Origin of the sequence: Ornithinimicrobium flavum, from assembly GCF_004526345.1 — a bacterium.
Classification (GTDB): domain Bacteria; phylum Actinomycetota; class Actinomycetes; order Actinomycetales; family Dermatophilaceae; genus Ornithinicoccus; species Ornithinicoccus flavus.
Window position 1 is genome coordinate 1,992,484 of the sequence record NZ_CP038213.1, and the last position, 24,806, is coordinate 2,017,289.

General features: G+C 73.9%; 29 protein-coding genes, 1 tRNA gene, 1 pseudogene and 1 riboswitch. Of the genes and pseudogenes, 2 read left to right on the plus strand and 29 right to left on the minus strand.

The features are described from left to right. Positions 1-61: 61 nt before the first annotated feature. Positions 62-157: riboswitch (glycine riboswitch) on the minus strand. A 68-nt stretch (positions 158-225) separates the two neighbouring features. From E3Z34_RS09305 to cmk, 14 genes and pseudogenes are all read right to left on the minus strand, one after another. Beyond that, positions 226-831 carry a MerR family transcriptional regulator gene (locus E3Z34_RS09305; protein WP_134773365.1) on the minus strand — a complete coding sequence of 202 codons (606 nt, stop codon included), beginning with the start codon at positions 829-831 and terminating at the stop codon, positions 226-228. Between the two features lie 97 nt (positions 832-928). Next, positions 929-1,411, minus strand: coding sequence for a bifunctional nuclease family protein (locus E3Z34_RS09310; RefSeq protein ID WP_134773366.1), 483 nt, complete (start codon positions 1,409-1,411; stop codon positions 929-931). 40 nt (positions 1,412-1,451) lie between these two features. Next, positions 1,452-2,288, minus strand: a complete 837-nt coding sequence (gene ftsR / locus E3Z34_RS09315; protein WP_134773367.1) for a transcriptional regulator FtsR — start codon at positions 2,286-2,288, stop codon at positions 1,452-1,454. After that, a complete protein-coding gene (locus E3Z34_RS09320) occupies positions 2,233-2,694 on the minus strand; it encodes an FHA domain-containing protein (RefSeq protein ID WP_134773368.1) in 462 nt (153 codons plus the stop codon). Before E3Z34_RS09320 ends, ftsR begins: the two co-directional genes overlap by 56 nt. A gap of 115 nt (positions 2,695-2,809) precedes the next feature. Beyond that, positions 2,810-3,199, minus strand: coding sequence for a glycine cleavage system protein GcvH (gene gcvH / locus E3Z34_RS09325; protein ID WP_134773369.1), 390 nt, complete (start codon positions 3,197-3,199; stop codon positions 2,810-2,812). A gap of 76 nt (positions 3,200-3,275) precedes the next feature. Then, positions 3,276-4,067 (minus strand): DUF881 domain-containing protein, encoded by a 792-nt coding sequence (locus tag E3Z34_RS09330; RefSeq protein ID WP_238695479.1) that lies wholly within the window; start codon positions 4,065-4,067, stop codon positions 3,276-3,278. Further along, complete coding sequence (locus E3Z34_RS09335) at positions 4,067-4,399, minus strand: small basic family protein (protein WP_134773371.1); 333 nt, start codon at positions 4,397-4,399, stop codon at positions 4,067-4,069. Before E3Z34_RS09335 ends, E3Z34_RS09330 begins: the two co-directional genes overlap by 1 nt. Beyond that, positions 4,396-5,340, minus strand: a complete 945-nt coding sequence (locus E3Z34_RS09340) for a DUF881 domain-containing protein (RefSeq protein ID WP_134773372.1) — start codon at positions 5,338-5,340, stop codon at positions 4,396-4,398. Before E3Z34_RS09340 ends, E3Z34_RS09335 begins: the two co-directional genes overlap by 4 nt. Next, positions 5,337-5,963, minus strand: a complete 627-nt coding sequence (locus E3Z34_RS09345) for a CDP-alcohol phosphatidyltransferase family protein (protein WP_134773373.1) — start codon at positions 5,961-5,963, stop codon at positions 5,337-5,339. Before E3Z34_RS09345 ends, E3Z34_RS09340 begins: the two co-directional genes overlap by 4 nt. A gap of 152 nt (positions 5,964-6,115) precedes the next feature. Further along, positions 6,116-6,189, minus strand: a tRNA-Pro gene (locus E3Z34_RS09350). Positions 6,190-6,266: 77 nt separating this feature from the next. After that, entirely contained in the window at positions 6,267-7,835 is a 1,569-nt protein-coding gene (der, locus tag E3Z34_RS09355) for a ribosome biogenesis GTPase Der (RefSeq protein ID WP_134773374.1), read from the minus strand. Continuing rightward, positions 7,832-8,310: pseudogene (locus E3Z34_RS09360) on the minus strand (SufE family protein). Before E3Z34_RS09360 ends, der begins: the two are co-directional and overlap by 4 nt. 3 nt (positions 8,311-8,313) lie before the next feature. Further along, positions 8,314-9,171, minus strand: coding sequence for a sulfurtransferase (locus E3Z34_RS09365; RefSeq protein WP_134773375.1), 858 nt, complete (start codon positions 9,169-9,171; stop codon positions 8,314-8,316). Then, entirely contained in the window at positions 9,168-9,935 is a 768-nt protein-coding gene (gene cmk / locus E3Z34_RS09370) for a (d)CMP kinase (RefSeq protein WP_134773376.1), read from the minus strand. Before cmk ends, E3Z34_RS09365 begins: the two co-directional genes overlap by 4 nt. A gap of 136 nt (positions 9,936-10,071) precedes the next feature. Here cmk and E3Z34_RS09375 point away from each other — a divergent pair, with 136 nt between their 5' ends. Continuing rightward, on the plus strand, positions 10,072-11,502 hold the full coding sequence (locus tag E3Z34_RS09375) for a cell wall-binding repeat-containing protein (RefSeq protein ID WP_134773377.1): 1,431 nt from the start codon (positions 10,072-10,074) through the stop codon (positions 11,500-11,502). 93 nt (positions 11,503-11,595) lie between these two features. Here E3Z34_RS09375 and E3Z34_RS09380 read toward each other — a convergent pair whose 3' ends face one another. The 6 genes from E3Z34_RS09380 to E3Z34_RS09405 all read right to left on the minus strand — a co-directional run bounded on the left by E3Z34_RS09380 (position 11,596) and on the right by E3Z34_RS09405 (position 16,725). Continuing rightward, positions 11,596-12,525: a pseudouridine synthase gene (locus E3Z34_RS09380; protein ID WP_134773378.1), complete on the minus strand. Its 930-nt coding sequence runs from the start codon at positions 12,523-12,525 to the stop codon at positions 11,596-11,598. Further along, positions 12,522-13,199 carry an SMC-Scp complex subunit ScpB gene (scpB, locus tag E3Z34_RS09385; protein ID WP_134773379.1) on the minus strand — a complete coding sequence of 226 codons (678 nt, stop codon included), beginning with the start codon at positions 13,197-13,199 and terminating at the stop codon, positions 12,522-12,524. The genes E3Z34_RS09380 and scpB overlap by 4 nt, the downstream gene beginning before the upstream one ends. Beyond that, positions 13,196-14,062, minus strand: a complete 867-nt coding sequence (locus E3Z34_RS09390; RefSeq protein ID WP_134773380.1) for a segregation and condensation protein A — start codon at positions 14,060-14,062, stop codon at positions 13,196-13,198. Before E3Z34_RS09390 ends, scpB begins: the two co-directional genes overlap by 4 nt. A 2-nt stretch (positions 14,063-14,064) precedes the next feature. Then, positions 14,065-14,967: a ParA family protein gene (locus tag E3Z34_RS09395; protein ID WP_134773381.1), complete on the minus strand. Its 903-nt coding sequence runs from the start codon at positions 14,965-14,967 to the stop codon at positions 14,065-14,067. Between the two features lie 112 nt (positions 14,968-15,079). Further along, entirely contained in the window at positions 15,080-16,075 is a 996-nt protein-coding gene (locus E3Z34_RS09400) for a site-specific tyrosine recombinase XerD (protein WP_134773382.1), read from the minus strand. Then, complete coding sequence (locus E3Z34_RS09405) at positions 16,072-16,725, minus strand: hypothetical protein (protein WP_134773383.1); 654 nt, start codon at positions 16,723-16,725, stop codon at positions 16,072-16,074. The genes E3Z34_RS09400 and E3Z34_RS09405 overlap by 4 nt, the downstream gene beginning before the upstream one ends. Positions 16,726-16,798: 73 nt before the next feature. Between E3Z34_RS09405 and E3Z34_RS09410 the strand changes: the two genes are divergently transcribed. Beyond that, complete coding sequence (locus E3Z34_RS09410) at positions 16,799-17,410, plus strand: hypothetical protein (RefSeq protein ID WP_134773384.1); 612 nt, start codon at positions 16,799-16,801, stop codon at positions 17,408-17,410. Positions 17,411-17,414: 4 nt separating this feature from the next. Here the strand turns inward: E3Z34_RS09410 and hisIE are convergent, their stop codons facing one another. Genes hisIE through hisG form a run of 9 tightly spaced genes read right to left on the minus strand, consistent with a single transcriptional unit; the run spans position 17,415 to position 24,774 of the window. Next, entirely contained in the window at positions 17,415-18,050 is a 636-nt protein-coding gene (hisIE, locus tag E3Z34_RS09415; protein WP_134773385.1) for a bifunctional phosphoribosyl-AMP cyclohydrolase/phosphoribosyl-ATP diphosphatase HisIE, read from the minus strand. Further along, positions 18,047-18,421 carry a HisA/HisF-related TIM barrel protein gene (locus E3Z34_RS20440; protein ID WP_275106655.1) on the minus strand — a complete coding sequence of 125 codons (375 nt, stop codon included), beginning with the start codon at positions 18,419-18,421 and terminating at the stop codon, positions 18,047-18,049. Before E3Z34_RS20440 ends, hisIE begins: the two co-directional genes overlap by 4 nt. Then, the gene (gene hisF, locus E3Z34_RS20445) at positions 18,367-18,837 is read right to left on the minus strand and encodes an imidazole glycerol phosphate synthase subunit HisF (protein ID WP_275106656.1); all 471 of its coding nucleotides are present in this window, start codon (positions 18,835-18,837) and stop codon (positions 18,367-18,369) included. Before hisF ends, E3Z34_RS20440 begins: the two co-directional genes overlap by 55 nt. Continuing rightward, the gene (gene hisA, locus E3Z34_RS09425) at positions 18,834-19,589 is read right to left on the minus strand and encodes a 1-(5-phosphoribosyl)-5-[(5-phosphoribosylamino)methylideneamino]imidazole-4-carboxamide isomerase (RefSeq protein ID WP_238695096.1); all 756 of its coding nucleotides are present in this window, start codon (positions 19,587-19,589) and stop codon (positions 18,834-18,836) included. The genes hisF and hisA overlap by 4 nt, the downstream gene beginning before the upstream one ends. Before the next feature lie 35 nt (positions 19,590-19,624). Then, entirely contained in the window at positions 19,625-20,233 is a 609-nt protein-coding gene (hisH, locus tag E3Z34_RS09430) for an imidazole glycerol phosphate synthase subunit HisH (protein WP_238695097.1), read from the minus strand. Then, positions 20,230-21,351 carry a bifunctional histidinol-phosphatase/imidazoleglycerol-phosphate dehydratase HisB gene (gene hisB / locus E3Z34_RS09435; protein WP_134773387.1) on the minus strand — a complete coding sequence of 374 codons (1,122 nt, stop codon included), beginning with the start codon at positions 21,349-21,351 and terminating at the stop codon, positions 20,230-20,232. Before hisB ends, hisH begins: the two co-directional genes overlap by 4 nt. Further along, positions 21,348-22,565, minus strand: a complete 1,218-nt coding sequence (gene hisC, locus E3Z34_RS09440) for a histidinol-phosphate transaminase (protein ID WP_238695098.1) — start codon at positions 22,563-22,565, stop codon at positions 21,348-21,350. Before hisC ends, hisB begins: the two co-directional genes overlap by 4 nt. After that, entirely contained in the window at positions 22,562-23,872 is a 1,311-nt protein-coding gene (gene hisD, locus E3Z34_RS09445) for a histidinol dehydrogenase (protein WP_134773388.1), read from the minus strand. Before hisD ends, hisC begins: the two co-directional genes overlap by 4 nt. After that, positions 23,869-24,774 carry an ATP phosphoribosyltransferase gene (gene hisG / locus E3Z34_RS09450; RefSeq protein ID WP_134773389.1) on the minus strand — a complete coding sequence of 302 codons (906 nt, stop codon included), beginning with the start codon at positions 24,772-24,774 and terminating at the stop codon, positions 23,869-23,871. Before hisG ends, hisD begins: the two co-directional genes overlap by 4 nt. Positions 24,775-24,806 lie beyond the last annotated feature (32 nt).

The window sequence follows — 24,806 nt, forward strand, 5'->3', positions numbered from 1 at the left end:
GGGGCAGGACGCACCGCTCCCCCTCTGTCCGACCCGGCCGGAGCCGGTCGTTCCAGAGTGCCTCGGTCACGCGGTCCGGGCGCCTGAGAGCTTGACGGGGAAGTTGCCCCTTCGGCGCCTCACCCGAAGATGGTGAGGACTCTCCCGCATGACGTTGACGGCGAGGCCAAATCTAGCAGCCGAGCGACCCGTGCGGGCGCTCGGCGGCCGGCGGGTCCGGGTGCCTCAGGAGGTCTTGCGCGCGCGACGACGGGCGGACAGCTCGTCGGCGGGGTGGTCCCCGGGCAGCTCGTCCGCGCGCTCGCTGGGCAGCTCGGCGAGCTGACCCTCCACCTCGCGCCAGACGCTGCCGACGGCGATGCCGAAGACGCCCTGCCCCCCGCGGACCAGGTCGATCACCTCGTCGTCGCTGGTGCACTCGTAGACGCTCGCGCCGTCGCTCATGAGGGTGATCCGGGCGAGGTCCTGCACCCCCCGCTCGCGCAGCGCGGTCACGGCGACCCGGATCTGCTGCAGCGACACCCCGGTGTCGAGCAGCCGCTTGATGATCTTGAGCACGAGGATGTCTCGGAAGCTGTAGAGCCGCTGGGTGCCCGACCCGGAGGGGTTGCGGACCGAGGGCTGCACCAGGCCGGTGCGTGCCCAGTAGTCGAGCTGGCGGTAGGTGACCCCGGCCGCGCCGCACGCCGTGGGGCCGCGGTAGCCGATCGAGTCGTCCAGGGCCGGCGTGTCCTGCGTGAAGAGCATCCCCTGGGACGGCGGCTGCTCCTGCACCGGCCCGCCAGGTGCGTCTGCGCCAGCGTTCACCGGTCCTCCTCGCTCGTGTGACATCTGTGACTCCTGTGAGTCAGGAGCACACCCTGACGGTAGGCCGACGACGGGGGCAGGTCAACGGCGCCACGCCGGGAGGTGGGCCCGGCCGGACGGCTCATTCCTCGAAGTCCTCGGCGGAGACCGAGTCGAGGAACTCCCGGAAACGCTCCACCTCGTCCTCCTCCTCGACCGCCATGGTGACCCCGACCTCGTCGAGGAGCTCCTCGCTGGCCAGGATGGGGGCGGCCGACCTCAGCGCGAGCGCGATGGCGTCGGAGGGCCGGGAGGACAGGACCGTGCCGCCGTCGAAGACGAGCTCGGCGAAGAAGATGCCTCCCTCACCACCGGGCCGACGCTCCAGGCGGGTGATCCGGACCTGCTCCAGCTGGCGCCCCAGGGCCTGGATCATCGAGACCATGAGGTCGTGGGTGAGGGGACGGGGCGGCTCGACACCCTGCTGGGCGTAGGCGATCGCGGTGGCCTCGGGAGCACCGATCCAGATGGGGACGTAGCGCTGACCGTCCCGCTCCCGCAGGAGCACGATGGGGCTGTTCGTGGGCATCTCGACCCGGACGCCGAGGACGTCGAGCTCTTTCACCCTCCCACGGTACCCCTGCCGACGCCGGGGCGTCAGCCGGTCATCGTCCCTGGGCCAGCCCGGAACGGACCAGGGCGATGTGCAGGGCCAGGCTGTGCGCGAGGAGCTGGGCCTCGACCTCCCCCGGGTCGGGCCCGGCCGCGCCGCGGGCGTGACGTCGGCGCAGGGGCTCCAGGATCTGCTCGGTCAGACCGATCTCCCGGTCGGCGGCCACGCGGAAGAGCCTCAGGTGGCGGGCCTCGAGGCCGTAGCCCGCCAGGGCCGCGGCCGCGGACGCCACGTCCAGGTCGTCGGCGTGGTGGCGGCCCGAGGAGTCGGTCCGGAGCAGGCCGAACGCCTTGAGCTGGCCGTAGGTGCCCTGGTCCAGGCCGGTGCGCTCCCGCAGCTCGGCCGGCGTCAGGCGCACGGTCCGTCGGCGGCGCAGTGCCGCGGCGCTCAGGTCACCCAGGGTCGCGCCGTGCGACGCGCCCTGGTGCGCCTCGGCGGAGGACGGTCCTGCCCCCTCGTCCTCACCCTGCTCCTGCGTCAGACCGGGGACGTCCAGCCCGCGGTCGAGCCGGTCCAGGGCGTCCTTGATGACCTTGTGCGGCCAGAAGCGGTCCCGCTGCGCGGTGAGGATGAAGCGCAGCCGGGCGATGTCGGCCTCGGTGAACAGCCGGTAGCCGGAGGCCCGGCGCTCCGGGCTGATGAGCCCCTCGGTCTCCAGGTAGCGGATCTTGGAGATCGTCAGGTCCGGGAAGTCGGGCTCGAGCCGGCGCAGGACGGCCCCGATCGACAGACCCCCGGCGAGCCGCCGGGGTGCTCCTGCCGTGCGGCCGAGCTCACGCGCGGCCGCGGTAGTAGACCAGCCGGAACTTGCCGATCTGCACCTCGTCACCCTGGGTGAGGACGGCCTCGTCGATGCGCTGCCTGTTGACGTAGGTGCCGTTGAGCGAGCCCACGTCCCTCACGAGGTAGCCGTCGCCCTCCTTGACGAACTGCGCGTGCTTGCGCGAGACGGTCACGTCGTCGAGGAAGATGTCGCTGTGGGGGTGCCGGCCGGAGGTCACCCGGTCCGCGTCGAGCAGGAAGCGTGCCCCCGTGTTCGGGCCCCGGAGCACGATGAGCAGCGCCGTGCCGGGTCGCAGGGCGTCGACGGTCCGCTGGTCCTCCGGGGAGAGCCTGGGCAGCTCGTCGTCGAAGGTGTACTCCGCCGCCGGCAGGTCCGCCCCGTGCGGGATCCGGGCCGTGGTCGGGTCGGTGCCGTAGTCGTGGTGCTCGCGGTCGCGGTCGCTCACGGTCAGACCTTCCTGGAGAGGGGTGGACGGGGGGCGGCGGCCTTCGGACGCGAGGGCCGGGTGCGCACCCCCGGGGTGGTCACCCGGCGCCCACTGTAGATCACGGGAGGGACGGACCTGCTCAGTCGAGCTGGGCCTGGTAGGCCTCCGCGTCCAGCAGGCTCTCCACGACCGAGGAGTCCTCGACCCGCAGCTCGTACATCCAGCCCTCGCCGTAGCTGTCGGTGTTGATGAGCTCGGGCGTGGCGTCCAGCGCCTCGTTGACCGCGGTCACCTCACCGGCGAGCGGGGAGTAGATGTCGCTGACGGACTTCGTGGACTCGATCTCCCCGCTGGAGTCGCCGGCGGCCAGGGTGTCGCCCACCGAGGGGAGCGAGACGTACACCACGTCGCCCATGGCGTCGGCGGCGTAGGCCGTGACCCCGATGCGCACCACACCGTCACCCTGGTCCCGGACCCACTCGTGGTCGTCGGTGTAGCGGAGGTCGTCAGGGTACTGAAGGTTGCTCATCGCTCTCCTCGAGGTCGTCGGCGACGCGGCTCCGCGCGGCCGGTGGACGTGCGTGACCCACCCTATCGACCCCGGCTCACGGCGTCGACGGGGACGGGACGGGCCGGGCGTACCGAGCCTCCCGGGGCTGGTGCAACGCCTCGATCCGGACCACGTCGGACTCCAGGACGGTGACCGTGGCGCCGGTCCCGCGCAGGCTGTCGGTGAAGCCGCCCGGGATCGCTATCGCCCCCGCGAGGGTGTGGGCGTCACCCACGGCCGTGATGGTGTAGGGCTGACGCAGCGGCACCCCGTCCAGGACGACGTCGCCCGCGGCGTCGGTGCCGACGTAGGTGGAGGCCACCACCCGCACGCTGCCGATCTGGATCGCCTCCGCCCCGGCGTCCCGCAGCTCCTGGATCCCGTCCAGCAGCATGGTCTGCGTGATGACCGCCCCCGGGTCGTCGACCCGGACCGTGATGCCGGGGCCCTGGACGGGGACGGTCCCGGCGAGGATCTGGTAGGACTCCAGCCGGTCCTGGGCCGCGGCGGCCGCGGCCTGGTCGCCCTGCCCGCCCTGCAACCGGCTGCGGTCGGCCTCCAGCTGCCGCACCTCCTCCCGCAGCGAGTCCGCGCGGGTGGTGACGTCGTCCAGCAGGGCGACGAGCTCGGTCTCGCGCAGCTCCCGCAGCCCGGCCTCGTCGGTGACCCGGACCTGCGCCATGAGGGCCACGCCGAGTAGGACGGTGAGCAGCGCGGTCAGCACGTGGCCTCGGGTTAGGTGCACGGTGCCCAGCGCCCGCCGGAGCCGGTTGCGGGCCTCCTGCGGGGTGGGCGGCTCCGGCCGCCGTCGTCGCGCGAACCGCGGTCGGGGTGCCTCCGCGGTCATCACGCCCCCAGCAGATGTCGCCTGATCGCGGCGACGTTGGAGAAGATGCGCAGCCCGAGCACCACGACGACACCGGTGGACAGCTGGGCACCGACACCGAGCTGGTTGCCCAGGAAGACGATCAGTGCGGCCACCACCACGTTCGAGGCGATCGAGATGACGAAGACGCGGTCGTTGAAGACGCCCTCCAGGGCCGCCCGGGTCGCGCCGAACACCGCGTCGAGGGCCGCGATCACCGCGATCGGCAGGTAGGGCTGCATCCAGACCGGCACCTCGGGGGTGAACACGAGGCCGATGAGGACGCCGGCCAGCAGGCCGAGGACGGGGATCATGGGGTGTCCTCCGGGGGATCGGTGGGCGTGGGGTCCTGCGTCGTGGGCGGTGCCCCGGGCGTCTGCTCCTGCTCGGGCGGCCCCACGACGGCCTCCCCCACCCGGGTGGCCAGCCGCCCCGCGGCGGGCACGACCAGGTCCGTGCCCTCGACCACAGCGGCCCGCAGACCGACCTGGGTGCCGAGCTCGGTGAGGTAGCTGCCGACGAACCCCGAGCTGGTCTCCCGTGCCAGGGCGACCGGGTCGCCCAGCGCGACGACCTCGTAGGGGGGCGCCAGGCTGCGGAAGTCCACGACGATCGCCTCACCGGCGAACCGGATCGCCGAGATGCTCGTGAGCCGGTGGCCGTTGACGGCCACGGCTTCCGCACCCGCGGCCCACAGGCCGTTGACGACGAGCTGCAGGTCGCGCGCGTTGACCCGCTCGCGGTCGACCGGCTCGCCGGGCGCGATGTCCGAGGGGAGCGGCGCGTCGTCGAGGGTGATGACCACACCGGGGCCGGTGACGGCCGAGGCCCCGGCACGCAGGCCGGCCGCCCCGATCTCGACCGCCGCGGCCGGCTCGTCGGGGCCGATCGCCGCCTGCTCCAGCTCGACGATCTCCGCGCGGAGCTCCTCGACCCGGTCGCGCTGGGCGTCCCCTGCGGACTCGGCCGCCTCGATCCGGGCGATGAGCTGGCTGCGCCCCTCCGCCGCGGCCGGGTCCGGCGCCCGCAGGGTGGTCGCGGCCACGGCGGCCAGCAGCCCGAGCAGGAAGCAGGCCGCGAGCATGAGCCAGGTCCTCGACCCCGACGAGGCCGGATGCCCGGCAGCGAGGCGGCGCTCGGCCGCGGAGTGGTAGCCGGGACCGACCGGCGGGTCCAGCACCTCCTCCAGGAGGGCCATCGAGGCGGCGGGGTCCTTCCCGCTGCCCGGGGGGACGCGCGGTGAGGGCCACCTCATCGGGCGCTCCCCCTGCGCTGGCGGACCATGTCGCGCACCTGCCAGGCGTAGACCACGCCGGCGGCCCAGTACAGCGCGGTCCCCCACCACACCAGGGCCCACCCGGCCGCGAGGCACAGCACCTGGAACGGGCTGTCCACGCTGCCGAGCAGGAGCAGCGGAAAACCTCCGAGCAGGTTGAAGGTGGCCGCCTTGCCGATGAAGTCGACGGGCGGGATGGGCAGCCGGAGCCGGCGGACGGTGGGGTACATCGTGAGGATGAGAGCGTCCCGGGCCACCAGCCCCAGCACCAGCCACCACGGGATGACGTCGACGGCGGCCAGTCCGATGAGGGTGGCCGCGATGTAGAGACGGTCGGCGATCGGGTCGAGCATCTGCCCCAGCCGGGTGACCAGGCCGTAGCGCCGGGCGATCTTGCCGTCGGCGTAGTCCGAGAGTCCGGCGACGACCAGCACCAGGCCGGCCCATCCCAGCTCCCGCGTCACGAGCAGCCAGATGAAGACCGGCACGAGGACCAGGCGCAGCAGGGACAGGACGTTGGGCACGTTCAGCACCTGACCGCCCTCCGGCGGCTCGTCTGACGAAGGACCCGTCACGACGTCCTCCCCCTGCCCGCTGCTCATGGGTGCAGTCTAGGTGGGCGCCCCTGCCGGACCGGCCAGGCACGGGTATGACGTCCCCGCCGGCTTCGGGTGCGGGTCGCTGGTCGAGGATTGGGAAGGGGCCCTGCCGGATCGCTCCGGCAGGGCCCCTTCCGCGGTGTGCCTCTTCTCGGTCGGGCTGACAGGATTTGAACCTGCGACCCCTTGACCCCCAGTCAAGTGCGCTACCAAGCTGCGCCACAGCCCGAGGTGGGTTGCTGCCCGAGGACAGCCCGGCAAGGTTACCTCATCCCGGGGGCAGGCTCCCAACCCGGTACCGGGACCTCAGCGCCGGGAACGCTTCTCGCGGACCCGGACCGAGATCTCGATCGGGCTGCCCTCGAAGCCGAACTCCTCACGCAGCCGCCGCTCCAGGAAGCGGCGGTAGCCGGCCTCGACGAAACCGGAGGCGAAGAGGACGAACTTCGGCGGTCGGGTGTCGGCCTGGGTGGCGAAGAGGATCCGTGGCTGCTTGCCCCCGCGGACGGGGTGCGGATGGGCGGCCGCGACCTCCCCGAGGAAGGCGTTGAGCCGGGCCGTGGGGATCCGCCGGTCCCACGAGGCCAGGGCGGTCTCCAGCGCGGGCACGAGCTTTTGGACGTGCCGCCCGGTCGTGGCGGAGATGTTGACCCGGGGGGCCCAGGTGATCTGCACCAGCTCCCGCTCGATCTCCCGCTCCAGGTAGTACTGCCGCTCCTCGTCCAGGACGTCCCACTTGTTGTAGGCCACGACGAGGGCGCGCCCGGCGTCGACGACCTGCTGCACCACCCGGATGTCCTGCTCGGCGATGGGCTCCGAGACGTCGATGAGGACGACGGCGACCTCAGCCTTCTCCAGGGCCGCCTGCGTGCGCAGCGAGGCGTAGAAGTCCGCACCACGCGTCTGGTGGACGCGACGCCGGATCCCGGCCGTGTCGACGAAGCGCCAGACCTTGCCCCCGAGCTCGATGAGCTCGTCGACCGGGTCGCGCGTGGTGCCGGCGACGTTGTCGACGACGACCCGCTCGCTGCCCGCGAGCTTGTTGAGCAGCGAGGACTTGCCGACGTTGGGCCGGCCCACCAGCGCCACGCGCCGGGGGCCCCCGCGGGGGTAGGCCCCGGCCACGGCGCTCGTGCTCGGCAGGACGTCCAGGAGGGCGTCCAGGGCGTCACCGGACCCGCGCCCGTGCAGGGCGGACACGGGCCACGGCTGCCCGAGGCCCAGACTCCACAGGGCCGCGGCGTCGGACTCCATCCGCTGGTCGTCGACCTTGTTGGCCACCAGCACGACCGGCCGTCCGGAGCGCCGCAGCAGACGCACCACCTGCTCGTCCGTGTCGGTGGCGCCCACAGTGGCGTCGACGACGAAGAGCACCGCGTCGGCGAGCTCCACCGCCACCTCCGCCTGCTCGGCGACCCGCAGGTGGATGCCCGTCGCGTCCACGTCCCAGCCGCCGGTGTCGACGACCGTGAAGCGCCGGCCGGCCCACTCAGCGTCGTAGGCGACGCGGTCCCGGGTGACTCCGGGCACGTCCTCGACCACGGCCTCCCTGCGACCCAGGATCCGGTTGACCAGGCTGGACTTGCCGACGTTGGGGCGACCCACGACGGCCACGACCGGGCGGGAGGCGGCGTCGTCGTCCTCGTCCTCGGCCAGCTCCCCGGTCTCGACGAGCGCGAGGTCCTCCTCGGAGAGCTCGAACTCGGTCAGGCCGGCCCGCAGGGCCGACTCCAGGGCCTCGTCGTCCTCGGAGAGCTGCCCGCTCCCGGCGTCCTCGGGCCCTGGCCCGTCCGGGTCCGGGCCCACGGTCCACTCGACCTCGACACCCTCGTCGTCGGGCCCCTGCGCAGGACCCGTGCCCTGCGGGGTGGTCATGCCGCTCCCCCGGCGTCGGCGGCCTCGGCGCGCAGCCGCACCTGCCGCTTGATCCGGGCCAGCATGCCCACCATGCCGCGCAGCCGCAGCGGTGACACGGCCTCGGCCAGGGCGAAGCGGTAGGGCGCGTCCTCCGGGACGGCCAGCACCTGCGCGGCCGGCAGCCCGTCCAGGCCCTCGTGGAGGATGCCCGCGAATCCGCGGGTCGTGGGCGCCTCGAGGGGCGCGTCGAAGAAGAGGCTCACGGTCCGGTCGGCATCGGGGGCGACCTCCACGGCCAGGAACAGCGGCGACTGGCACTCGTCGACGCGCTCCATCTTCTCCAGGTGCCCGGCGTAGCGCTCGGGGAGCGGGGCAGCTCCTGGGACAGCTCGAGCAGCAGCTGGAGGCGCTCACGCTGGCTCACCGCGTGGAAGTCCTCGGCCAGCTCGGCCAGGGCGTCGGGCAGGTCCGCGCCCGGGGGGGTGGACGTCATACCTCAGCGCTCCACCGGCACGCCCACGGCGTTGCCCCACTCGGTCCAGCTGCCGTCGTAGTTGCGCACCCGCTCGAACCCGAGCAGGTGGGTCAGGACGAACCAGGTGTGGCTCGAGCGCTCGCCGATCCGGCAGTAGGCGACCACGTCGTCGGAGGGCGCCAGGCCCTGCTCCTGCAGGTAGATGGCCTCCAGCTCCTCGCGGCTGCGGAAGGTGCCGTCGTCGTTCGCGGCCCGCGCCCACGGCACCGACCTGGCGCCGGGGATGTGCCCACCGCGCATGGCCCCCTCCTGCGGGTAGTCCGGCATGTGGAGCAGCTCGCCGGAGTACTCCCCCGGGCTGCGGACGTCGACCATCGGTCGTCCCAGGTGCTGCAGCACGTCGTCCTTAAAGGCCCGGACCGCGGAGTCGTCCCGGTCCACCACGGGGTAGTCGACCGGGTCCACCGTGGGGACCTCGGTGGTCATCTCGCGGCCCTCCGCGAGCCACTTGGCCCGGCCGCCGTCGAGCAGCCGCACGTCCTCGTGGCCGAAGAGCGTCATCACCCACAGGGCGTAGGCCGCCCACCAGTTGGACCGGTCGCCGTAGATCACCACGGTGGTGTCCCGCCCGATGCCCCGCTCGCCCATCACCTGGGCGAAGCGCTCCCCGTCCACGTAGTCCCGGGTCAGGGGGTCGTTGAGGTCCGTGTGCCAGTCGAGCTTGAGCGCCCCGGGGACGTGGCCCGTGTCGTAGAGCAGGACGTCCTCGTCGGACTCCAGCACCCGCACGCCGTCGTCGTGGAGGTGCTCGGCCAGCCACTGCGTGGTGACCAGCCGCTCCGGGTGGGCGTAGGCCTGGATCTTGTCGTCTGCGGTCATGAGAGCTCCTCGGGGTCGGCGGTCGGGGGGACGGGGTCGTCGGCGGGCGTCCCGACGGGCACCGGGGCGGGCCGGGTCCCGACCTCACCCCGCACCAGCGCCAGAACGGTCGACACGACCTCGTCGAAGGTCAGGTCGGAGGTGTCGACGGTCACGACACCGTCGGCCGCCTCCAGGAAGGCGCTGACGGTGGAGTCGTCACGGTCCCGTCGCACGATCTGGTCACGGGTCGAGGCCACCGCCTCGGCCGCGGCGGTGCCGTGCAGCTCGAGGGAGCGGCGGGCCAGCCGGGCCTGCTCGGAGGCCGTGAGGAGCAGCCGGTGCTCGGCGTCGGGGGCCACCACCGTCGTGATGTCACGTCCCTCGGCCACGACGCCGCCGTGCGCGGCGCGCTGCTCCTCGATGATCTCCCGCTGGCGGCGGCGCAGCTCGGCACGGACGTCGAGGTTGGTCGCGACCGCGGAGACCTGCTCGCTGATCCGGCTCTCGCGGATGGCCTCGGTCACGTCGGTGCCCCCCACGGACACCGCGGGGGCCTGCGGGTCGGTGGCGATCTCCAGCGGGAGGGTGCGCGCGAGCTCGGCCACGGCGGAGGCGTCCGACAGGTCGGTGCCGGCGTCCAGGCAGGCCCAGGTGAGCGCGCGGTACATCGCGCCGGTGTCGAGGTAGGCGAGGTCCAGCTCGCGGGCCACCGCACGGGAGACCGACGACTTCCCGGACCCGCTGGGTCCGTCGACGGCGACGGTGATCGGGGAGGGAGGCACCCGCTCAGCCTACCTGCCGCAAGATCCTCCCTCCGGCAGCGCAGATCATCCCTCCGACGGTATCCGGCGGCGCCGACCCGTCCTCATACTCGTGTCGCCGCCATCCCGGCGGCACCGACAGACCCGGAGGTCGCTCATGCACGATCGCAGCTCACGACACCCTGTCCCCGGAGGAACGGCGGCCGCCGCCCTCCTGGCCGCCGGCTCCCTCACCGCCCTGGCGGCCCTGCCGGCCGCCGCCGCGACGCTGGAGGACTACGAGATCACGGGGGTGCAGTTCATCAACGAGGACTGCTCCCGCAACGAGTATGTCGTCAACGGCACCGTGACCGGGACGACGGACGACGGAGGTGGCTTCGACCGCCTCTCCTTCCAGGTCTGGGACGACGGGGTGCTGAAGGACTCCCGCGAGCGGGAGGTCGCGGTGGGTTCGACGGTGGACCTGACCGCGTTCCTGTCCTTCGTCGGTCTCTACGGCACCGGGGCGCCCGGGGTCGGCATCATCATCGAGGACATCACCGCCAGCGGGAGCGACGGATACCTCGCCCTGGAGGACCCGTTCTTCCCCGAGGACGTGGACGGCCCGTGCACCTTCGACGTGGAACGGATCGGCGGGGCCGACCGGGTCGCCACCTCGGTGCTGCTGTCGCAGCAGAAGTTCGTCCGGGCCGACACGGTCATGATCGCCACCGCCGCCGACTACCCCGACGCGCTGACCGCCGCCCCCTGGGCGGCGCAGCAGGGTGCGCCGCTGCTGCTGAGCAGGCCCGACGGCCTGCCCGGGTCGGTCGTCACCGAGCTGCAGCGGCTCGCCCCGAGCAGGGTCGTGGTGCTCGGCGGGGCGGGGGCCCTGAGCGAGCAGGTCGTGACGGACGCCGAGGCCGCCCTCCCGTCCGCCACGGTGGACCGCGTCGGCGGGTCGACGCGCTACGCCACCGCCGGTCTCATCGCCCAGGAGGTGGTCCAGGACAGCTCGGCCGAGGTCTACGTGGCCTCGGGCGAGGACTTCCCGGACGCCCTGGTCCTCAGCGCCCTGGCAGCTCGTGAGCAGGCACCGCTGGTCCTGGTCAAGGAGACGGCGGTGCCCTCGGCGACGAGTGCCGCGCTCGCCGCGCTGGACTACGACTCCCTCGTCGCCGCCGGCGGCACGGGCGTCATCAGCGACGCGGTCCTCACCGAGGCCGCCGACGGGGTGCCCGTGACCCGGTACGCCGGGGCTGACCGGTACGCCACGGCCGAGCAGATCCTCGAGCAGTTCCCGGCCGAGGGCACGGTGCTGGTGGCCACCGGGCAGGAGTTCCCCGACTCCCTGACCGCGGTGCCGGTCGCGGCCCGGACCGACGCCGGTGTGGCGCTGACCCGGCCCGACTCCGTGCCCGCGGGGATCCTCGACGAGATCGACCGTCTGATCTCCGGCTCGGCCTTCCCGCTCATCACCATCGTCGGTGGCGAGGCGGCCGTGCACCCCTCGGTCCAGGCCCAGCTGGAGGCGCTCTTCGGCGGTGCCGCCGACCCGGCCGACCGCCCGGCGGGGACCTCGACGGAGAGCAACGTGCCCACCGAGTGACCCGCAGGTCAGGATGACGGCGGCGCGGCGACCCTCACGGTCGCCGCGCCGTCGCCCGTCCTCCTCGCCCCCGGGACGCAGGACGTGGCCCGCTCAGAGCCCGGCGGCGCGGTAGAGCTGGGCGACCTCCTCGGCGGACAGCGAGCGGTAGCGGCCCGGCCGCAGCTCGGCCAGCCGGATCGGTCCCACCTGGGTCCGGGCCAGCTTGACGACGGGATAGCCGACCTCGTCGAGCATCCGCCGCACGATGTGCTTGCGCCCCTCGTGCAGCACCACCTCCACGATGGAGTGCCCGGGGAGGGAGTCGACGACCTTGAACGAGTCGGCCCGGGCCGGGCCGTCCTCCAGCGCCACACCCTCGCGCAGCTGCCGGCCGACGTCCCTGCCCACCACGCCGTCGACCTGGGCCACGTAGGTCTTCGGCACGCCGTAGGCCGGGTGCTGGAGCCGGTGGGCCAGGTCGCCGTCGTTGGTGAGCAGCAGCAGCCCCTCGGTGTCCTGGTCGAGGCGACCCACGTGGAAGAGCCGCTGCGAGAGGTGGCCGACGTAGTCGGCCAGGCACGGGCGACCCTCCTCGTCCTGCATGGTCGAGAGCACCCCGGCCGGCTTGTTGAAGGCCAGGTAGACCTTGCCGGTGTCGACGACCACCCGGTCGCCGTCGACGCGGACGACCTGGCGGGTCGGGTCGACCCGGACCCCGAGCTCGGTCACGACCTGCTCGTCGACCTCGACCCGGCCGTCCTCGATGAGCTTCTCGCACGCTCGCCGGGAGCCGAACCCGGCGGTCGCCAGGAGCTTCTGCAGACGCACGCCGTCCGGGTCGTGGACGTCCACGTCGGGACGGTCCGCCGCAGGTCGCCGGCGGCGCGGAGGGCGTGAGCCCCCGGCCCGGCGCGGTCCCGCGGACCCGCCCTGGCCGGGAACGCTCCCGCGGCGCCGGGGGCCACCCACACCGGGCGCTCCGCGTCCCGACCCGCCGCCGCGTCCTGCGCCGCCCTTGCCGCCGCTCGTGCCGTTGCTCATGCCAGTCCTTCCGCCGCCAGCTCCTCGAGCACCTCTGCCGAGGGCAGGTAGGGCGCGAGGGCCGGCAGATCGTCGAGTGAGTCCAGCCCCATGCGCTGGAGGAAAAGGTCGGTCGTGCCGTAGAGGACGGCCCCGCCGGTCGGGTCCTGCCCGACCTCGGTGACCATGCCGCGGGCGAGCAGGGTGCGCACCACGCCGTCGACGTTGACGCCCCGGATCGCGCCGACGCGCGCCCGGCTGACGGGCTGACGGTAGGCGATGACCGCCAGGGTCTCCAAGGCGGCCTGGCTCAGCCGCGCCTGCTGACCCCCCATCAGGAAGCGCTCCACGACCGGCGCGTGCTCGGGCCGGGTGTAGACCCGCCAGCCCCCGCCCAGGCGCCGGAGCACGAAGCCACGCTCGGCCTCGGCATACTCCCGGGCCAGCTCGTCCAGCACCGCGCCCACGTCCTGGACGGGCAGTCCCAGCGCGTCGGCCAGGGCCTCCTCGGGGACCGGCTCGTCAACGACCATGAGGACCGCCTCGATCGCGGCGCGGGCCCCACCGGGGACGTGGTGGACGTCGTAGGCGACGTCGAGGTCCTGGGTGACATCGCCGTCGGGGGTGGCATCGAGACCCTCGGTGGCATCGCCGTCGGCGTGGCCGTCGTGCTCGTGCGCGGTCTGCTCGCTCATGCGTCGGTCTCCTCGTCCCGGTGGGACCCGTCCGGGTCATCCTCGTCGAACTCGTCCCCGACGTCGACGGTCCCGACCTCGGGGCCCGTCCAGCGCACGGTCAGCTCGGCCAGCGCCTCCGGCTGGTCCAGGGTGACGAGGGCGTCGCGGAAGAGCTCGAGCAGCGCCAGGAACCTCGCCACGACCACCAGCGTCGTCCCGGCGTCGCGCACGAGGTCGCGGAAGGTGGCGCTGCCCTGACCCCTCAGTCGGGCCACGAGGACCGAGGCCTGCTCGCGCACCGAGACGGTCGGTGCGTGCAGGTGGGCCACCCCGACGGTCGGGGGCGGGCGCGGGATCATGGCGCGGCCGGCGATCATCGCCAGCTCCTCGGGGGTCACCCCGAGGACGATCTCCGGCAGCAGGGAGGCGAAGCGCTCCTCCACCCCGACGTCGCGCGCGAAGATGCGGCCCGCCCCCTCCATCCGCAGACGCATCTCCTCCGCGACCTGCTTGAAGGCGCGGTACTGCAGCAGCCGGGCGAAGAGCAGGTCCCGGGCCTCGATGAGGGCGAGGTCCTCCTCGTCGTCCTCCCGGGCGCTGGGGAGCAGCCGGGCGGCCTTGAGGTCGAGCAGGGTGGCTGCCACGAGCACGAACTCGCTGGCCTGCGACAGGTCCCAGTCGACCTCGGCCTCCTGGGCCGTCCGCAGGTGCGCCATGAACTCGTCGGTGACCCTGGCCAGGGCGATCTCGGTGATGTCCAGCCTGTGCTTGGCGATGAGGCCCAGGAGCAGCTCGAAGGGCCCGGAGAAGACGTCGAGGTGAACCTCGAAACCACCCCGGTGGCCGGTGAGGATCCCGCCGGGGGTCGCCGGCCGGCTCACCTCTAGGGGGCGCCGCCGCGGGCGACGAGCTCCCGCGCCAGCTGCCGGTAGGCCTCGGCGCCCGAGTGGGTGCTGGCGTAGGTGGTGATGGGCTCGGCGGCCAGGGTGGCGTCGGGGAACTTCACGGTGCGGCTGATGACCGTGTGGAAGACGGTGTCCCGGAAGTGATCCACCACGCTGCGCACGACCTCGCGCGAGTGCAAGGTGCGCCCGTCGTACATCGTGGGCAGGATGCCGTCGACCTGCAGGCGCGGGTTGAGCCGGTCGGTGATCTTCTCGATGGTCTCGATGAGCAGCGCCACCCCGCGCATGGCGAAGAACTCGGTCTCCAGCGGGATGATGACGCCGTGGGCGGCGGTGAGGGCGTTGACCGTCAGCAGGCCGAGCGAGGGCTGGCAGTCGATGAAGATGACGTCGTAGTCGTCCAGGACCGGCCTCAGCACCCTGGCCAGGACCTGCTCGCGCGCGACCTCCCCGACGAGCTGCACCTCGGCCGCGGCCAGGTCGATGTTGGCCGGGAGGATGTCGATCCCGGGCACCCGGGTCGACTGGATGACGTCCCGGACGTCGTGGCCCCGCTCCACGAGCAGGTTGTAGACGGTGACGTCCAGGTCGTGGGCCCGCACCCCGAACCCGACCGACAGCGCGCCCTGGGGGTCGAAGTCGACCATGAGGATCCGGCGGCCGTACTCCGCCAGGGCCGCACCGAGGTTGATCGTGGTCGTGGTCTTGCCGACCCCGCCCTTCTGGTTGCACATGGCGATGATGCGCGCGGGCCCGTGGCTGCTCAGCGGTGCGGGGACCGGGAAGTCGGGCAGGGGTCGTCCGGTGGGCCCCTCCTGCCCCACCCCGGTCGCCTCGGTGCCGGGCAGCCGGTCGTAGGTGGCCTGTGCCTCACGGTTCACGCGTCGTCTCCAGCCTCGCTCGCTCGGGGTCGGCCTCCCGCCGATCAAGGTCGACCCTAACCGGTGGGCGCCCCGTCCCACCATCCTGCTGAACCTCGACCTGAGGTCGAGGTCAGGGTCGGGCCGGGCCCGGGGTGCGCGCCCGCGGGTGGGACTGGGCGTAGACCTCCCGCAGGTGCTGGGTGGAGACGTGGGTGTAGATCTGCGTGGTCGTCACCGACGCATGGCCGAGCAGCTCCTGCACCACCCGCACGTCGGCACCGCCGTCCAGGAGGTGGGTCGCGAAGGAGTGACGCAGCGTGTGCGGGGAGATCTCCCCCGTGAGCCCGGCCCGGTCGGCGGCACCCTTGATCGCGGTCCAGGCGGACTGGCGGGAGAGCCGGCCACCGCGGGCGTTGACGAACAGGGCGGGGGTGCCGGTGCCGGCCCGGACCATCCCCGGGCGGCCCCTCACCACCCAGGCGTCGACGGCCTCGCGGGCGTAGCGGCCGAGGGGCACGATCCGCTCCTTGCCCCCCTTGCCGAGCAGGCGGACCATCCCCCCTCCCCCACGGTCGTCGTCCGGTGCCGGCTCCAGGTCGTCGAAGTCCAGCCCGATGGCCTCGCTGACCCGGGCGCCGCTGCCGTAGAGAACCTCCAGGAGGGCCCGGTCGCGCAGCGCCGCGGGGGTGTCGCCCAGGGCGGCCGCCTGCAGCAGCCGCTCGACGTCGTGCACCGGGAGAGCCTTGGGCAGGCGCCGCGGTGGCGTGGGCGGGGAGACCTCCTGGGCCGGGTCCGACCCGCTCTCACCCTCCAGGGCCAGGAAGGTGTGCAGCCCCCGGACGGCCACGACGGCCCGGGCCGCCGATGTGGCGGCCAGCGGAGGATGCTCCTCGTCACCGGCCCGCAACGAGGCGAGGAAGCTGGTGACGTGCTCCTCCGTGACCTGGTCCGGGTCCTGGACGCCCCGGGCGGCGAGGAAGTCGAGGTAGCGGCCGGTGTCCCGCCGGTAGGCCCGCAGCGTGTGCTCGCTGCGGCCGCGCTCGACCCGCAGGTGGTCCAGCCAGCCGTCGACAGCGCGTCGTAGCGCGGTGCGCGGCGCGGGCGGTCGGGGGCCGGGGTCGCTCACCCCGGGATCATCGCAGCCCGGGTGGCGCGGGAGGCGTCCGGCTCGCGCGAGGCCCGCCACAGCACGACGAGGAACCAGATGCCCAGGACGATGCCCGCCACGAGAAGGACCACGGCGGGGACGGCCAAGGCCAGGGCGCCACCACCCAGGAGCGTCGAGGTCGGGACCGACAGGGTCGTGTCCTCGACCATGAGCACGGCCACCAGGCCGAGCAGGCCCCCGGCCAGGCTGACGGCGGGCAGCATCCAGCGCAGGACCCGGGCCGGCCCGAGCACCCCGGGGGCGCCGGAGCGGGCGAGCAGGGCCGTGCAGAGGGCGACCACGACCACCGCCTCCAGGACGGTGTCGGCGAGGCTGGTCCAGGGGCTCTCGACCACCGCCCCTGTGGAGGGGTCCACGTGCCGCAGGAGCAGCCCGACCGTCGACGTGACGACCCCGACGAGGGCGGCGCCACGGGCCCAGCCGAAACCCTGGTGCAGCGGCACGAGGGACCGGACCCCCGACGCCAGGACGAGGTAGCCGACCGGGTCCAGGAGCACGTCCAGCCGACCGATGTTCAGGTCGACCGCGACCAGGAGGATCCCGAGGACCACACGCCGCAGCGGAGCGAGCGGTTCCCGGGTCGGCCCGGGCGTCAGGTGGCGAGTCATGCCCTCATCCTGTCGGGCCATGAGTAGGTGTTGCACGCGGCGGGCCGCCGACCCGTCGGAGAGACTGGCACCCATGCACCTGTATGCCTCCTCCCCCGCCCGGCGCGCGCGTCAGGTCACCGCCGACCTCCTCGTCCTCGGGTGGGTCGTGGTGTGGGTCCTCGTCGGCCGCTGGGTCTTCGGGCTCGTGATGACGCTGGCCGCGCCTGCGGAGCCGCTGCGGGACGCGGGCACCGGCCTCAGCAGCCGGATGCGCGACATCGCCGACCGCATCGCCGGGGTCCCGCTCGTCGGCGAGGAGCTGGACGCCCCCTTCGTGGGGACGGCCGCGGTCGGGGACGACCTGGTCGCGGCCGGGGACCAGCTCGAGGCTGCCGTCCGCACCGTGGCCTGGGTCGTGTCGCTGCTGTCCGCGGGCACCCCCGTGCTCCTCGTCCTGCTGCTGTGGCTGCTGGTGCGCGGCACGTGGGTGCGCCGGGCCGCGAGGCTGGGGCGGGAGGTCGGGGACCGCGGGTCGCAGCAGCTGCTGGCCCTGCGCGCCCTGGTGCGTCAGGACCCGCGGCGGCTGCAGCGGCTCTACCCGGACCCGGTGGGCGCCTACGCCTCCGGCGACCCCGAGGTATGGCGTGCCCTCGCCGATCTCGAGCTGGCCGAGGTGGGGCTGCGCACCCGTCCCTCGCGATGACCCGTCAGCCGTGCCGCTCCCGCAGGACGCGCTCGACGTCCCGCAGACCCAGGCCCCGGGAGCGCAGCAGCACCAGCAGGTGGAAGACGAGGTCCGCCGACTCGCCCAGGAGGTCCTCGTCGTCCTGGGCGACCGCGGCGAGCGCCGTCTCCACGCCTTCCTCCCCCACCTTCTGGGCGACCTGGCGCACCCCGCCCTCCAGGAGCCGGGTGGTGTAGGAGCCCTCGGGCCGCTGCTCGTCCCGGTCGCGGACGACCTCGTCCAGCAGCGGCAGGAAGGATCCGCCGAGCGCCTCCGGCCCGAAGCACGTCGGGTCACCGGTGTGGCAGGTCGGCCCGGCCGGGACGGCGTGCAGCAGCAGCGTGTCGCGGTCGCAGTCGACCTCCACCGCCCGCACGGCCAGGGTGTGGCCGCTGCTCTCGCCCTTGGTCCAGCGGGAGGCCCGGGACCGGGACCAGAAGGTCGCCAGCCCGGTGCGCAGGGTGGTGCGCAGCGCGTCCTCGTCGAGGAAGCCCACCATGAGGACCTGCCCGGTCCGGGCGTCCTGCACGACCCCGGGCACCAGCCCGTCGAGCTTGGCGAAGTCCACGTCACCGACGTCCACGCCCGCGGGCAGCAGGGGCACGGGAGGGCTCGTCATGCCGGCACCTCCTCGGGGGCGCGGACCTCCAGGCCCGCCGCGGCGAGCGTGCGCTTGAGGTCCGGGATGGGGATGTGACCGGAGTGGAAGACGGTGGCGGCCAGGGCCCCGTCCACGTCCGCCTCCCGGAAGACCTCGACGAAGTGCTCGGGCTCCCCCGCCCCGCCGCTGGCGACCAGGGGCACCGTGCAGACCTCGCGGACGGCCGCCAGCTGCTCGACGTCATAGCCCTGGCGGACCCCGTCCGACCCCATGCAGTTGAGGACGATCTCGCCCGCGCCCAGCTCCTGCACCCGCCGCACCCAGTCCAGCGTGCTCACGGGCAGCGCCCGGGTGGCCTCGGGGTCACCGGTGAGTGGCGGATCCGCCACACCCCGTCCTCGTCGCGCAGGGAGTCGACGCCCACGACGACGCACTGCACGCCGAAGGCGTCGGCGAGCTCCCCCACCAGCTCGGGCCGCTGGGTCGCCGGGGTGTTGACCGACACCTTGTCGGCGCCGGCGTGGAGCACGTCCCGGGCCGTGGCGACCGACCGGATGCCACCGGCGACGCAGAAGGGGATGTCGATCGCCCGGGCGACCCGCTCCACCCAGCCCACGTCCACGCCGCGCCCCTGCGGGCTCGCCGTGATGTCGTAGAAGACCAGCTCGTCCGCGCCCTCGCGGGCGTACCGGGTGGCCAGCTCGACGATGTCGCCCATGTCGCGGTGGTCGCGGAACCGGGTGCCCTTGACGACCCGGCCCTCACGCACGTCCAGGCAGGGGATGATGCGGCGGGCCAGCGTCATACCGCCTCCTCCCGGACCGCGTCGGCGACGGTGAGCCGGCCCTCGAGGATGGCCTTGCCGAGGATGATGCCTCCGCACCCGGTGCGGCGTGCCGCCCGGACGTCCTCCACCGAGCGCGCACCGCCCGAGGCCTGGATCTCCAGCTCGGGGGCGGACCGGGTGAGCATGGTGTAGAGGTGGAAGTTGGGGCCGGACAGGGTGCCGTCCCGGCCGATGTCGGTGCAGAGCACGTGCCGCAGACCCGAGCCTTCGTAGGAGTGCAGGGTGGTGATGAGGTCCTGCTCCCCCACGGACGTCCAGCCCGCCGTGGGCAGCACCCAGGTGCCGTCGGGACCGATGCGCGTGTCGAGCGCGACCGTGATGCGCTCGGGGCCGAACCGCTCGATCCAGGACCGCACCGTGTGTGGCTCCCGCACCGCCAGGGAGCCGACGACGACCCGGGCCGCCCCCGCCTCCAGCAGCCGGTCGACGTCCTCCTCGCTGCGGACCCCGCCCCCGGTCTGGACCTGCAGGCCGGTGGCGTCCACGATCGCCCGGAGGGTGTCGTGCAGGGTGTAGCCGCCGGCGCGGGCGGCGTCGAGGTCCACCAGGTGCAGCCAGGCCGAGCCGCCGCGCGCGTAGTTCTCGGCCACGGCCAGCGGGTTGTCGGTGTAGCGGGTCTCCTGGTCGTAGTCACCCTTGTGCAGGCGCACGACGGCGCCGCCACGGACGTCGATCGCGGGGTAGACGGTGAACGGTCGGATGGTGTCCACAGGAATCTCTCCGGGTCGGGGGTGGGGGTCGGGCGTCATCGGTCGACCTCCACCACGAAGTTTCGCAGAAGCCGCGCGCCCAGCGACGCCGACCTCTCCGGGTGGAACTGCGCGCCCCAGCGCAGGCCGGAGCGGACCACCGCACTCAGGGGTGTGCCGTGGACCGTCGTGGCCAGCGTCGAGGGCCCCACCGGCGCGGCGTAGGAGTGCACGAAGTAGGCCCGCTGGCCAGGCTCGATCCCGGCCAGCAGCGGGTCGGCCACCAGGTCGGTCAGGGTGTTCCATCCCATGTGCGGCACCCGCACCCCCGGCGCGGCCGGGATGGGGTCGACCGGGCCGTGGATGAGCCCCAGCGTGTCGACGCCGCCATCCTCCGCCGAGCGGTCGAAGAGCAGCTGCATCCCCAGGCACACCCCGAGCAGCGGGGCCTGGACCTCGCGCAGGACGTCGGCGAGGCCGAGCTGGTCCAGCCGGGCCATCGCGGCCCGGGCCGCACCCACGCCCGGCAGGATCACCCGGTCCGCGGCGAGGATGTCCGCCGGGTCGGCCGTCAGGCGGGACGCGGCCCCCAAGCGCTCGAGGGCGTAGCTGACGGACCCGATGTTGGTGCCGCCGGAGTCGACGAGGGCGACCCGCACGCTCACAGGACGCCCTTGGTGGAGGGCAGCTCGGTGGCGTCGCCCTGCCGGGCCAGCGCCATCCGCAGCGCGCGGGCCACGGCCTTGAAGCCCACCTCGATCTGGTGGTGGGCGTTGCTGCCCTCCACCGACAGGTGCAGGGTGCACCGCAGGGCGTCGGCGAAGGAGCGCCAGAAGTGCTCGACCATCTCGGTGGAGAAGTCCCCGACGGTGGGCCGGTCGAAGCTGCCCCGGTAGGCGAAGAAGGGCCGTCCGGACAGGTCGATCGCGGCGCTGGCCTGCGCCTCGTCCATGGGCAGGGTGAAGCCGTAGCGACCGATGCCGCGCTTGTCCCCCAGTGCGGTGCGGATCGCCTCACCCACCGCCAGCGCCACGTCCTCGATCGTGTGGTGGTCGTCGATGTGCAGGTCCCCCCGGCAGCGCACGGTCATCGCGAAGCCGCCGTGCTTGGCCAGCTGGTCGAGCATGTGGTCGTAGAAGCCGATCCCGGTGTCCGCGTCCCCGCCGGGCGTCCCGTCCAGGTCGACGTCGACGGTGATCCGGGTCTCGGCCGTGTTCCGCTCCACCGAGGCGACCCGGGGACGGTCCGCGAGCTCGTGGGCGATCCGGTCCCAGGTCGTCGTCGCGCCGTCGCCGTCGTCGTCGTGGGGGTCGGTCGCGGTCCCGGCGGGGCCCGGGAGCAGGTAGGTCCGCACCCCCAGGTTGTCGCCGAACTCCCGGTCGGTGGGGCGGTCGCCGACCATGACCGAGCGCTCCCAGTCCACGGACCGGTCCTTGAGGAGGTGGACCACCATCCCGATGCCGGGCTTGCGCGTCCACGGCGCGTCCGGGCCGGCGGGGTGCGGGTCGACGAGCACCTCGCGGAAGCGGACCCCCTGGCTGGTGAGGACCTGCAGCACCAGCTGGTGGGGGCCGTCGAAGTCCTCCTGGGGAAAGGCCGCGGTGCCGAGGCCGTCCTGGTTGCTGACCATGACCAGGTCGAAGCCCGCGTCCTGGATGCGCAGCAGGGCGGGGATGACGCCCTCCACGAACCGGACCTTGGACAGGGAGTCGACCTGGAAGTCGTCGGGCTCCTCGATGATCGTGCCGTCGCGGTCGACGAAGCAGATCGGACGGGTGCTCATGCGGGGTTCTCCTCGGCGGGGGCTGACGGGTGGGGTACGGGTGTGGCGCCGCGGGCGGGCCCGGAGGCGGGTCCGGAGGCGGGCCCGGAGGGGGGCGCCGGGGTGCCCTCGGGGGTGGACAGGGCCTGCCGCAGGGCGGCCATCTCCGGCTCGGAGCCGACGGTGATGCGCAGGGCGTCCTCCAGGCCCGGGGAGGCGCGGAAGTCCCGCACGGCGATGCCGGCGGCGTCGAGCACCCGGAGCAGCCGCGCCGGGTCGTCGCTGCGCACGAGGAAGAAGTTGGCCTCCGAGGCGTAGACCGCCCGGACGCCGGGCAGGTCGCGCAGGAACCGGCCGAGCTCGTCGCGCAGCCGCAGGGTCAGGCCCACGCGCTGCCGGGTGGCCTCCAGGGCCCGGGGCGCGAGCGCGGCAAGGGCGAGGTCCCGCACCGGGACCGGCACGGGGTATGGCGCCTGCACCCGCCGCAGCACCGTGGCCAGGTCGGGGTGGGCGAGGGCGAACCCGACCCGTGCCCCGGCGAGGGCGTGCGCCTTGGACAGGGTGCGCAGGACCACGACGTTGGGGTGCTCCTCGAGCAGGGTGGCGGCCGAGCGCTGGGCGGCGAACTCGCCGTAGGCCTCGTCGACGACGAGCACCGCCTGCCGGGCGACGGCGTCCGCCAGCTCGGCGAGCTGCGCCAGCGGCACGACGGACCCCGTGGGGTTGCCCGGGGTCGCGACGAAGACGGCCCGAGACCCCGTGCGCAGGGTCGCCTCGGCCATCGCCCGCGTGTCGACCCGCCAGCGCAGGCCGTCCTCGGCCTGCGGGACGTCGGTGACGGGCACCCCGTGGAGCCGGGCGGACACGGCATACATCCCGAAGGTCGGGGAGGCGACGACGACCCCGTCCTGCCCGGGCCGGCAGACCGAGCGCACGACGAGCTCGATGAGCTCGTCGCTGCCCCGCCCGACCACCACGCGATCCTCGGTGGTGGACCACAGGTCCGCGAGGGCGGTGAGCAGCGGTGGTGGCTGGGGGTCCGGGTAGCGGCGGCTCGACCCCTCCGGGTCGGCGCCGCTGGCTCCGGCGGCCTCGTTGGCGTTGAGCCAGATCCGGGTCGGCGCGGCGGTGGTCGCCGGGGCGGACATCCTGGCCGAGGAGTAGCCGGTGAAGTTCTGCAGGTCGGGTCGCACCAGGCCGCGGGGGAAGTCCGCCGCGGCCGCGTCGGCCCTCACCAGGGCCCCGGAGCGAGGCGGTCCAGCCGGCGGGTCACGGCACGCTGGTGCGCGTGCAGCTGCTCGGCCTCGGCCAAGATGACCGCGCACGGCCCGACCTCCTGCAGCCCGGCCGGGGTGGCGCGCTGCACGGTCATCGCGATCTGGAAGGCCGCGACGTTGACCCCGCCGGTGTAGCGGGCGGCGCCCGCCGTCGGGAGCACGTGGTTGGTCCCCGAGCAGTAGTCGCCGAGCGTCTCCGGCGTGTGGTCGCCGAGGAAGACCGAGCCGGCGCGGTCCACCCGGTCGATCCAGGCCCGGGGGTCCCGCAGCGCCAGGATGAGGTGCTCGGGCGCGTAGTCGTTGGAGACCTCCAGGGCGGTCTCCAGGTCGGGGGTGACGATGAGCCGGGAGGCGGCGAGCGCCTTGCGGGCGATCGCGGCGCGCGGGAGGGTCTCCACCTGCTCCTGCACCTGCGCGGCGACGGCGTCGGCCAGCGCGGGGCTGTCGGTGAGCAGGATGACCTGGCTGTCGGGGCCGTGCTCGGCCTGGGAGAGCAGGTCGGCGGCGACGAACTCGGGGTCCGCCCCGGCGTCGGCGACGACCAGCACCTCGGAGGGGCCGGCGGGCAGGTCGATGCCGGGCCCGCCCTCCGCGGTGGACACCTGCCGCTTGGCCTCGGTGACCCAGGCGTTGCCGGGGCCGAAGATCTTGTCGCAGCGCGGGACGGTCGGCGTCCCGTAGGCCATGGCGGCGACCGCCTGCGCCCCGCCGACGAGGAAGACCTGGGTGATGCCGCACTCGGCCGCGGCGGCCAGCACGGCCGGGTCGGCCGTGCCGTCGGGACGCGGGGGCGTGCACAGGACGACCTCGGGGCACCCGGCGAGCTGGGCGGGGACGCCGAGCATGAGCGCGGTCGAAGGCAGCGGGGCCGAGCCCGCGGGCACGTAGAGACCGACGCGGCGGATGGGCCGCACCACCCGCTCGCACACGACACCGGGGGCCGTCTCCACGGCATACCCCTGCTGCCGGCCCGCCTCGTGGAAGACGCGGATCCGGCCCGCGGCCTCCGTGATCGCGTCGCGGAGGGCCGGGTCCAGGCCGGCGACGGCGGCGGCCCGGGCGTCGGCGGGGACCTCGATCGTCGCCGGCTCCGCCCCGTCCAGGCGTGCGGTGAGCTCGCGGAGCGCGTCGTCGCCGCGGGTCCGCACCTCGCGCAGGATCTCCGCCACGCCAGCGGTGACCTCGGGCCCCGCGGCCGCGGTGCCGCGCCGCAGCGCCTCGGCGCGACCGGCCTCGTCGAGCTCGGTCCAGGTCAGGACGTTCATGCCAGCATCCCCTCGACGGGCAGGACCATGAGGTTGTGCGCGCCGGCCTGCTTGAGCTGCTCGAGCTTGGCCCAGGACACCGACCCGTGCACCAGCACCTGCACCGAGACCTCCGTGCGGTCGTCCACCTGCAGCACGGTCGGCTCGTGACCGGCCGGCAGCAGCGGCAGCAGGTCGGTCAGGGTCTCCCGGGCGGCGCGCAGCATGAGCAGACGGGACTCCTTGAGCTGCACCGCCCCGTCCAGGCGCCGCATCAGCAGGTCGGCGATCTCCTGGCGCCCGTCGTCCAGCGTGGAGTCGGGCCCGGCGATGACCGCCTCGGAGTGCAGGATGGTGGTGACGGGCCGCAGCTGGTTGGCACGCAGGGTCCCGCCGGTGGAGACCAGGTCGCAGACCACGTCGGCCTGGCCCAGGCGCGGGGCGATCTCGACGGAGCCGTTGAGGACCACCGGCTCGGCGCGCACGTCGTGGTCGCGCAGCCAGCGGGTGAGCGTGTGCGGGTAGGAGGTCGCGATCCGCAGCCCGGCCAGCTGCTCGGGGCCGGTCCACTCCTGCCCCTCGTCGATGGCGACGTCCAGCCGGCAGGTGCCCCAGCCCAGCTGCCGCCACTCGGTCAGCCCGGAGGGGCGGCCCTCCTCCTCCCGGCCCAGGCTGTGCTCCACGAGGACGTTGCGGCCCACGATGCCGAGGTCGCACACCCCGTCGGCGATGAGGCCGGGGATGTCGTCGTCGCGGACCAGCAGCAGGTCCACGGGCAGCGACTCGCCGTAGAGGAAGAGCTTGTCCCGGCTCTCACGCCAGGTGAGACCGCAGGAGGCGAGCAGCTCGCGGGCCGGGTCGCCGAGGCGGCCGGACTTCTGGATGGCCACGCGCAGACGGTCGCGCGGCGCGGGCGGGGTCATGACGACCTTCCGGACGAGGAGGGAGAAGGGGA